This is a genomic window from Celeribacter sp. PS-C1, from assembly GCF_019429625.1.
Taxonomy (GTDB): domain Bacteria; phylum Pseudomonadota; class Alphaproteobacteria; order Rhodobacterales; family Rhodobacteraceae; genus Celeribacter.
In genome coordinates this window covers 71,645-80,155 of record NZ_JAHXRW010000016.1, presented here as the reverse complement: position 1 = coordinate 80,155, position 8,511 = coordinate 71,645, and the positions used below count along the sequence as shown (strand labels likewise).

Genomic DNA, 8,511 nt, shown 5'->3' with positions numbered 1-8,511 from the left:
ACGGCGACGTCGTCTGCGTCCCGCGCGGTCACCACCCCTGCGGCGCGCCTTACGGGTTCGAGATGTACTACCTCAACGTCATGGCCGGTCCGCTGCGCAAATGGCGGTTCGTTCCGGCCCCAGAAGTTGAACATTTGATGTGAGCGGCGCAAGATAGGCGTAAGGAGACAGGCGTGAAAATCGGTTTAGTCGGATACGGCACAGGCGGCCGTCATTTTCATGCGCCGTTCATTATGGCGGCGGAGGGGATTGAACTCGCGGGGATTGTGGCTCGGTCCGATGCCAAAATTGCCCAGATCAAAGCTGACTATCCCGGCCTGCCGATTTACGGTTCGCTGCCAGAGATGCTGGCCGCGGGCGTGGATGCCGTGACGATCACCACCCCGCCTGAAACCCGTCGTGCGCTCGTGCTCGAAGCGATTGAGGCCGGTGTGCATGTCGTCGCCGACAAACCCTTTGCCCCATCTGCTGCGGTCGCGCGGGAACTTGATGCCGCCGCCAAGGCGAAGGGCGTCGTCCTCTCCGTCTTTCACAATCGTCGCTGCGACACGGATGTCCGCACTCTCAAGGCGGTACTCGACGGTGGCGAACTGGGCCAGATCTGGCGCGTGCATTCGCGGATGGATATGGATGATCCCGCAACGCTCGAACTCGGACCCACAGGCGGGCTTCTGCGCGATATGGGGAGCCATGTAATCGATCAGATGGTTTGGCTCTTTGGGCCTGTTGCGTCGGTCAGTGCGCACCTCGATATGATTGAGAGCGACGCGGGGCCGACCGACGCGGGTTTCGTCGTGTCCATGCGGCACAAGAACGGGGTCTTTAGTCAGGTTAGCTCCAGCAAGCTCAACAAGTTCGCAGAGAACACCTATCGCGTCTATGGCGAGAATGGCTGTTACCTGTCCTACATGACCGATGTGCAGGCACAGGCAATCTTTGCGGAAAAACGCCCGCTCGATGATCTGGAGGGCTGGGGCTATGAGGTCGAGGAAAATTGGCCCAAACTGCACACGGCCTCTGGCACGCGGAAAGTGCCCTCGGAGCAGGGCCGCTACCACGATTACTACGCGGCATTCGCCGAGGCCTGTAAAACCGGCACTCCGCCGCCCGTGCCTCCCACTGACGCGATTGAGGTGCTTCGCGTGCTTGATGCCGCGCGGGTCAGTGCGACCGAGCATCGCGACGTCTCGCTCCTCGACTAACCCTGTTCAGAAAGCCACCGAATGATCAAACGCGCGCTCAACCAGAAAACGCTCCGTCGATTGAGTTTTGAACAGTTTCTCGATGCTGCGGCCCAGCTCAAATGCGTCGGAGTCGAGCCACGCAATGACCTTGGTCGCCCGCTCTTTGACGGGGTGTCTCCCCAAGAGGCCGCGAACATGACGCGGGCGCGTGGCCTCCGGTTGCTCGGGCTGTCGGAGGTATACGGGTTCAACGTCTGGGATGATGCGCGCGCGGCGCAGATTGCAGCGCTCATCGACGTGGCAGAAGCCTCGGGCGCGGAGACCATTAGTCTCATTCCGTCCGTGGACGACCGCCCGACACGGGATTTGCGCGACGTGATGCGGGATATCCTGTCGATGGTTGAGGGCAAGAAAGTCCTGCCATTGATCGAGCAGATCGGGTTCGAGACATCGACAATTCGCGGCAAGGCGGAGTTGGTAGAGGCCATTGAGGCCGTCGGTGGTACTGAAAAATTCAAACTCGTTCATGACACCTTTCAACATGTGATCGCGGGTGAGACGGAGATTTTCGCGGATCACACAGCGATGGTCCATATCTCCGGCATTTCTACTCCGGATGTGGCCTTGGACGCGCTTCAGGACGCGCACCGCATTCTGGTCGACGCGGAGGATCGCTGCGGGAATGTGCCTCAAATCGCAGAGTTTCTTGAAAGTGGCTATGAGGGCGCATTCTCATTCGAATGCACAGAACCACGCCTTCTGCGGCGCATCACCCCAGCCTGTGTGGATGAGAGTTTCGCATTTATAGAAGGTAAGTTGTTGGAGGGATGAGGTTCTCGCGTGGCTAAAACGATTTGATTGCCTTTTCGGCCAACCGAAAAACGAGTGGGCTGAACCGCCTAATTGGTTCGATCTGCCTTGAGGACGTCCGGTCCGAAATCGAGAGGGTATCAAGTGCGGCTTGTTTGTCGGATACGGCTGAACTTCGGCGCCACGACCAGAAAATTACTCCTCGCGACGGTACTGAACGTCTTTCGCAGTTCCGCAATCAAATGGCCAAGTTTTTGCAGGCCGTGGAGTTTTTTTGAAGGAAACCGAATAGGGCGAACGGAAAACAATCGATGTTCGGGAGTTCTAAGTCGGGATAATGGCGGAGAGACAGACCGCCATAGAAATTTCCGAGACATTCCAAAATGTTCCAATAATATGTAGGAAAATAAATATTTACCCACTTACATCGTGCGAAGCGTTCCTCCATACTCCTATAAGATCCACAGATAAGTGGGGGATGAATTGGGGGATTTAATGCCGCACAAGAATATCAGGAGACCGGAACGAGCGCTGTCGGCACGTTTCGTGGAAACCGTAAGCAGCCCTGGAAAATACTTCGACGGCTACGGACTCTTTCTGCGTGTGGCGAAAAACGGTGCGAAGCAATGGGTGCAGCGCATAACTATTCGCGGCAAACGGTGCGAACTCGGGCTGGGTAGCCCGCCCGCTGTGCCGCTTGGAGAGGCTCGACGTGTTGCTCTGGAAAACCGGGGCAAGGCGATGCTGGGCGGCGACCCTTTGGCCGACAAGCGCGAGGCACGGGCTGGGCTGAGCTTTGCTGAAGCGGTGGAGAAATATCTTGGCGGGAAACTGTCCGAGTTCCGGAATGAAAAGCATCGCAAGCAATGGCGTTCGACGCTCGATACATACGCCTTGCCCGTTGTCGGACGGAAGGACGTGGCCGACATATCGGTACAAGACGTGCTTCGCGTTCTAGAACCTATTTGGCAAGACAAGACGGAAACCGCGTCGCGCGTACGTGGGCGGATTGAAAATGTCTTGTCATGGGCGACGGTGGCTGGGCACCGGACAGGGGACAACCCTGCTCGGTGGAAAGGCAACCTGTCTGAAATCCTGCCCAAACCCTCTAAGGTGGCAAGGGCCGTCAATCAGCCCGCCCTTGCGCTTGGTGATGTGGCAAGGTGGTGGACTGCACTGGGTGAACGAGAAGGTATGGCAGCAAGGGCGCTCGAATTCCTCACTCTGACTGCGGCACGCTCGGGCGAGGTGCGCGGTGCGACGTGGGATGAAATGGACTTAGGGGAGCGGGACAAAATTGACGAAACCGACAAAACCCCCGTTGCGACAATGGCCCCCTCTGCGGCGCAAGGAGCCGTCTGGACCATCCCGGCTTCGCGAATGAAGAACGGGCGCTCGCATCGCGTGCCGCTCTCGCCGGAGGCGGTGACGCTGTTGCAAGCCATTCCACAGCTGGACGGCTCGCCCTATGTCTTCTTCTCCCCGCGCAGCGGCATGTTGTCAGACATGTCTATTTCCGCTGTCATGCGCCGAATGCAGGAGGCGCAGGCTAAGTTGGGAGGGCTGGGATATCTCGACCCTGCCAGCAAGCGCCCGGCCGTTCCCCACGGGCTACGCTCAAGCTTCCGGCAATGGGCGGCGGAGCGCGGCTATCCCCGCGATATGGCTGAAATCGCGTTGGCGCATTTCATCGGCTCCGAAGTGGAGCGCGCTTATCAACGTTCTGACATGCTCGACCGACGGCGTGCGATGATGGCCGATTGGGCCGCATTCCTGCGCGGCGAAGCGGCAGAGGGTGACAACGTGCTTAAGCTGGGCGCGACGAGATGAAAGGCCCGACACTTTCAAGCACATCCGACCTACTTTCGGAACCGGACACAGAACCGAGCACTACACCCGAAGAGATGATTGCAGACTTCTCGCGGGAAATCCTAGCTGCCATTCGTCGGAGGAATTCGAGCGCCTGGAAGATAGGGGGAAGCTAGAGACAGCCAGGGCAAGCGCGGAAATAGCTGCGCTCTACCTTGTGCGAGCATGGTATTTCTGCAGCCCGTGGTGGGCCGATTCAGCCATAAGGATGGTTTTTGATGAACATCTCCCAGTGACCAAAGCAACGACGCTTCTCCATGCTCGCGCTGCAGATCTACGACTTTCGGGTAATGGCCAGAGAAAGGAGGACTTTATGCGGCAGCGGTGGGAAGATTACGCGTTCTTTCAAGTCGCTGCCATGAGGATTGCCGGTATTTCAGCGACTGAGGCGAGCGAACATACCGCGCGGTGGCGGGATGAGTTCAGCATCGGCGAGTCTACTGTCAAAGCATCGACAATCGAAAAGGGCTATACGGCGTGGGTCTCGGATCCGCTTCGAGGCAAGGTCTGGTGGACGCAGTTATCAAGGGAAATGGAGGGGCTGACGGCCAAGGAGAAAATAAGCCTGATTCAAGCAAACAAGTTGCGTGCCGAAATGCTTCCGCCAAGCCCCAAAGGGCTTAAAGGCGTGCGCCGCTGATTGTAACAATTAACGGGAAGCGGATCGGCCCTCGGCCTTCCCTCGGCGTAACGGACAGTTCCATCGATACTTCCGGCTATGACTCAATCAAGCCGAAAGGAACTGACATGGCTGACAAACTCCTCCGCCGCCCCGAGGTCGAAGCCCGCACCGGGCTGTCACGCTCCACAATTTACGACTGGATGAAGCGTGGCGAATTCCCGCAACCCATAAAGCTGGGAACGCGCCTCGTCGCCTGGCGCGAAAGCGATGTGACCGCGTGGCTCGAAAACCGCGAAACGCGGGCAGCGTGATTTGATGATCAAAGAGGAAAGCCCCGACGCGCTGGTGAACGCGATCGGGGCGGGAATGCCTTGCCATGCGTCTGCGGCGGGCTCTCCCCGAATAGCATATTGGAAACCGATTGGCCAGATTGTTGCGGCTCTGACCTCCAAGACAGAGCGCCATTGGAGTACGGCTAATGACTGATGCCCGAACTCTCACGACTGCCTTGGGAGGGCGCTGGCATGGCCGCTACGGCACCGCGCCTTGCCCTGTTTGCCAGCCCGAAAAGCGGAAGGGACAGAACGCTCTGACGCTATCGGATGGCCTCAACGGGCGATTGCTCGCCCATTGCAAAAGGGCCGAATGCAGCTTTTGGGATATTCTCCGGGCGGCAAGTGTCGGCCCAGGCGACTACCACCCGCCCGATCCGGCGGAAATCAACCGCCGTGAGGTTGAACAACGAGCAGAGGCTGCTAAGCGCACGCAGCAGGCCACGCGGCTCTGGCAAGAGGCCGTCGCAATCGAGGGCACGCCCGCCGAATGCTATTTACGCGAGACGCGAGGCATCTGTTGCCCTCTGCCGCCGACACTGCGCTTTCATCCTCGGTGTTGGCACGGGCCGACCGCCCGGCGCCATCCGGCCATGGTAGCGCTGGTAGAAGGGAGCGAGGGTTTCGCGGTGCATCGCACCTACCTTCTCCCAGGAGGCGCAGACAAGGCTGCCATTGAACCGCGCAAGGCCATGCTAGGTCGCATGCGTGGCGGCGCTGTGCGGCTTTCTGACGCCGCCGGTCAGTTGGCAGTGGCTGAGGGCATAGAAACCGCACTCTCACTTCTCTCGGGCCTTCTGCGACGCCCGGCATCGGTGTGGGCCGCGCTCTCTACATCTGGCATCAGGGGATTGCATCTGCCCCCTGATCCTGGCCGGATCACCATCGCACCAGATGGCGACACGGCGGGCCGCAAGGCCGCTCACGCTTTGGCCGAACGCGCGCATTCGCTCGGCTGGGCGGTAGAGCTTCTCCCCGCGCCCGAAGGCCGAGACTGGAACGACATTCTGAAAGGGAGTGCTGCATGAACGCGCCTGAGCCTATCCCCTTCACCTCCGACTGGCCCGACCCTGCACCGCGCTTCCTTCGGCTCGAATTACCACCTGCCCCGACACTTCCATTGCGCGACGCGCTTGGGCCAAATCTTGCGCAATGGGTGGAAGATGCAGCCCAGGCCAAAGGCGCACCGCTTGACTATGTTTTCGCAGCGCTGCTGGCCGTGGTGGGCGCGACCATTGGAAACACTCGGTGGGTTTCACCTTGGCGCGGCTGGGAAGAGCCGCCCATCATCTGGAGTATGTGCATCGGGTTGCCCAGCGCAGGCAAGAGCCCCGCTATGGACGCTGTGTTGCAGCCTCTTCGGCATGCAGAGCGTTCGCGGCGCGAAGCTGCAGAAGCCGAAAGGCAGGTATGGAGGGGTAGGGCGGAACTCGCCAAGCTGGCGGAGGCAATGTGGAAGGAAGAGGCGAAGGCTGCAATCAAGGCGGGTGATCCTCCCCCAGAAAAACCTCGGGAGGCCGATGCAGGTCCGCCACCCCACATCCCCCGACTTGTCGTGAACGATGGCACAATTGAACGGCTCGGAGCAATACTGGCGCAGCAGCCGCGCGGCACGTTACAGACGCGCGATGAACTTGCGGGATGGCTCGAAGGGATGCAGCGTTATTCAGGCGGCGGTTCTGATCGCCCGTTTTGGCTAGAAGCCTACGGGGGGCGCGGCTTTACAGTGGAACGCATGGGGCGTGAGGCACTGACAATCGACCGGCTCACCATCGGCGTGCTGGGTGGCATCCAACCTGACCGGCTGAAAAGCCTGCTGTTCAAGTCCGACGATGACGGATTATTGGCGCGTTTCCTGCCCATCTGGCCAGATCCTGTCCCACTGCGCCGTCCTCAAATCTGGGAAGATGAAGGATTGATCGACCGGATTTTTGCGCGGCTGCTCGCGTTTGATCTGGTATCGGATGACGATGGCGAAACCAGTCCCTTTTTCATTCTTTTCGATGAAGATGCACGCGAACTCATGGACGACTTTCGCCATTCGGTGCGCGAATGGGAGGCAGAGGCAGAAGGGCTGTTGCTGTCGTTTATCGGCAAACTTCCGGGTCTGACAGCGCGACTAGCGCTGGTGCTCGCCTTTCTCGACCATGCGGCAGGGGAGGCAAAGGAACCCGGCGAAATCACGGCATGGGAATTCGGCAGGGCCGCGCATCTGGTGGAATCCTATTTCTTTCCGATGGCGCGGCGCGCCTATGCCGACGCGTCGACGCCCAAATCTGACCTGGCGGCACGGCGGCTCGTGTCAATCATTCGCGAACAGGGTTGGCGATCGTTTACGGCGCGCGATGTGATGCGGCTCGACCGCGCAGGGCTGGCCAGGAAAGCAGACCTTGACCCCGCGCTTGCCGCGCTGGAAGACGGCGATTGCATCCGCCTTGTATCCACACCGGCGAAACCACAGGGCGGCAGGCGGCGACGGCTATACGCCGTAAACCCTGCTCTCCACAAGAGGCAATCATGACGCGGTGGCTTGAGGCAGCACGACTGGCAGGAGCAGCCGGGACACAACCGACGAAACCCCATCGGAGCAAGGTTTCGTCAGTTTTGTCGGTTTTGTCCGGAGGTGCGAAGCATGGGGGAATACCCATCGACCGTGATTTGATCCTCGACCATTTAGAAGAACGTGCCGCGATCCGCGAATTTGACGGCGGGCAGACACGGGAAGAGGCCGAAGCGGGGGCGCTGGTTGATATCGCAAAGTCTACAGGGACCGATACAGACCCTCTGCTCTGCATTTGGACTAATAGGGAGCGATAGGCGTGAAAGACCGAAAGTTACAGGGCTTTTTACCCGACTTCGCGCGCGCGTATTGGGGGCTTAGACCGGAATGAAAGCCATCTGGCTGCCTCAAAGCCGTCTTGCGGCGCTCGCACGCGAAAAGGGGCGCCATGCAAGGCAAAGCCAATGCCGGGCAAATCTCGGTGCAAGTTTCATGGCGGGGCATCAACCGGACCAAAATCATCCGAGGGTCGATTACGCATAGCCGATGCGCAGCGACAGCGGTGGGCTAAGTGGAAGGAAGAAAAATTGCCCAAGGAATAGGCTGGGCCTTTCCCCTTGCCCTTCTGAAGGTCCGTGGCAAACTCCTGCCGTTTGACACTTCGGGCGGATGGTGTTGAAAAAAAGTGGCCGTATCTGATGGCACTCTCCAAAATGCGGAACGCTGTTCCAAATCGCCATTTCAACTGCCGTGTATTGGGGCGGTTTTCGAGATTTTCAGAATATCTTCCCGCAAAAAAACGCCCATCAGGCATCGTGGCCGAGTTTTTCAACAGTATGGGCGGACAGCGGGCTTTCGCTGCAGGTACAAAACCATTGCTCGGCGCTTCAAAAAGCGGCCTTTGGCATTGGTTGTCACCTTAACACGGAAATGAGTATGCGACGTCAGCGTTTAAGGGACATTTAGGGAGATCTAATGAGTCAGGGATCCAGCCCCAAGCAGAGCTATGACGAGAAGGTTGGCAAAGACATCCATCGCGCGCCCCTCAAGCAGTATTCAGTGACAGCGAAGAGCAGGATCGTGTTGGATGGCCTGAAAGGCGAAGACTGCATCGTCGAGCTGTTTCGCCAGAACTATTTTTACCGCTGGTCTTATAGCATTAAATCGGACGGCCCCGGCTCAAAGGAGCCTTAG

At 58.9% G+C, this 8,511-nt stretch carries 10 protein-coding genes; all 10 read left to right on the top strand.

The genetic code is table 11. The features are described from left to right. The coding region (locus tag J5Y17_RS17755) for a 5-deoxy-glucuronate isomerase (RefSeq protein WP_219786677.1) at window positions 1–143 on the top strand (143 nt) is incomplete at its 5' end. A gap of 30 nt (window positions 144–173) precedes the next feature. Then, the gene (locus J5Y17_RS17750; RefSeq protein ID WP_219787200.1) at window positions 174–1,202 is read left to right on the top strand and encodes a Gfo/Idh/MocA family protein; all 1,029 of its coding nucleotides are present in this window, start codon (window positions 174–176) and stop codon (window positions 1,200–1,202) included. 21 nt (window positions 1,203–1,223) lie between these two features. Next, window positions 1,224–2,015, top strand: a complete 792-nt coding sequence (locus J5Y17_RS17745) for a TIM barrel protein (protein ID WP_219787199.1) — start codon at window positions 1,224–1,226, stop codon at window positions 2,013–2,015. Between the two features lie 474 nt (window positions 2,016–2,489). After that, window positions 2,490–3,824 carry a site-specific integrase gene (locus tag J5Y17_RS17740; RefSeq protein WP_219787198.1) on the top strand — a complete coding sequence of 445 codons (1,335 nt, stop codon included), beginning with the start codon at window positions 2,490–2,492 and terminating at the stop codon, window positions 3,822–3,824. Between the two features lie 352 nt (window positions 3,825–4,176). Next, complete coding sequence (locus tag J5Y17_RS17735; protein WP_219787197.1) at window positions 4,177–4,503, top strand: hypothetical protein; 327 nt, start codon at window positions 4,177–4,179, stop codon at window positions 4,501–4,503. A gap of 107 nt (window positions 4,504–4,610) precedes the next feature. Further along, window positions 4,611–4,796 (top strand): AlpA family transcriptional regulator, encoded by a 186-nt coding sequence (locus tag J5Y17_RS17730; RefSeq protein WP_219787196.1) that lies wholly within the window; start codon window positions 4,611–4,613, stop codon window positions 4,794–4,796. A gap of 167 nt (window positions 4,797–4,963) precedes the next feature. Next, window positions 4,964–5,845, top strand: coding sequence for a toprim domain-containing protein (locus J5Y17_RS17725; RefSeq protein ID WP_219787195.1), 882 nt, complete (start codon window positions 4,964–4,966; stop codon window positions 5,843–5,845). Further along, entirely contained in the window at window positions 5,842–7,338 is a 1,497-nt protein-coding gene (locus J5Y17_RS17720; protein ID WP_219787194.1) for a YfjI family protein, read from the top strand. The genes J5Y17_RS17725 and J5Y17_RS17720 overlap by 4 nt, the downstream gene beginning before the upstream one ends. Window positions 7,339–7,685: 347 nt before the next feature. Then, window positions 7,686–7,919, top strand: a complete 234-nt coding sequence (locus tag J5Y17_RS19280; protein ID WP_370629004.1) for an HGGxSTG domain-containing protein — start codon at window positions 7,686–7,688, stop codon at window positions 7,917–7,919. Window positions 7,920–8,292: 373 nt separating this feature from the next. After that, window positions 8,293–8,511, top strand: coding sequence for a hypothetical protein (locus J5Y17_RS17715; protein ID WP_219787193.1), 219 nt, complete (start codon window positions 8,293–8,295; stop codon window positions 8,509–8,511).

Excerpts from the sequence above, each read along its gene's own strand:
- J5Y17_RS17745 (WP_219787199.1), top strand. The coding sequence starts at position 1,224 with ATGATCAAACGCGCGCTCAACCAGAAAACGCTCCGTCGATTGAGTTTT.
- J5Y17_RS17740 (WP_219787198.1), top strand. The coding sequence starts at position 2,490 with ATGCCGCACAAGAATATCAGGAGACCGGAACGAGCGCTGTCGGCACGT.
- J5Y17_RS17735 (WP_219787197.1), top strand. The coding sequence starts at position 4,177 with ATGCGGCAGCGGTGGGAAGATTACGCGTTCTTTCAAGTCGCTGCCATG.
- J5Y17_RS17730 (WP_219787196.1), top strand. The coding sequence starts at position 4,611 with ATGGCTGACAAACTCCTCCGCCGCCCCGAGGTCGAAGCCCGCACCGGG.
- J5Y17_RS17725 (WP_219787195.1), top strand. The coding sequence starts at position 4,964 with ATGACTGATGCCCGAACTCTCACGACTGCCTTGGGAGGGCGCTGGCAT.
- J5Y17_RS17720 (WP_219787194.1), top strand. The coding sequence starts at position 5,842 with ATGAACGCGCCTGAGCCTATCCCCTTCACCTCCGACTGGCCCGACCCT.
- J5Y17_RS17715 (WP_219787193.1), top strand. The coding sequence starts at position 8,293 with ATGAGTCAGGGATCCAGCCCCAAGCAGAGCTATGACGAGAAGGTTGGC.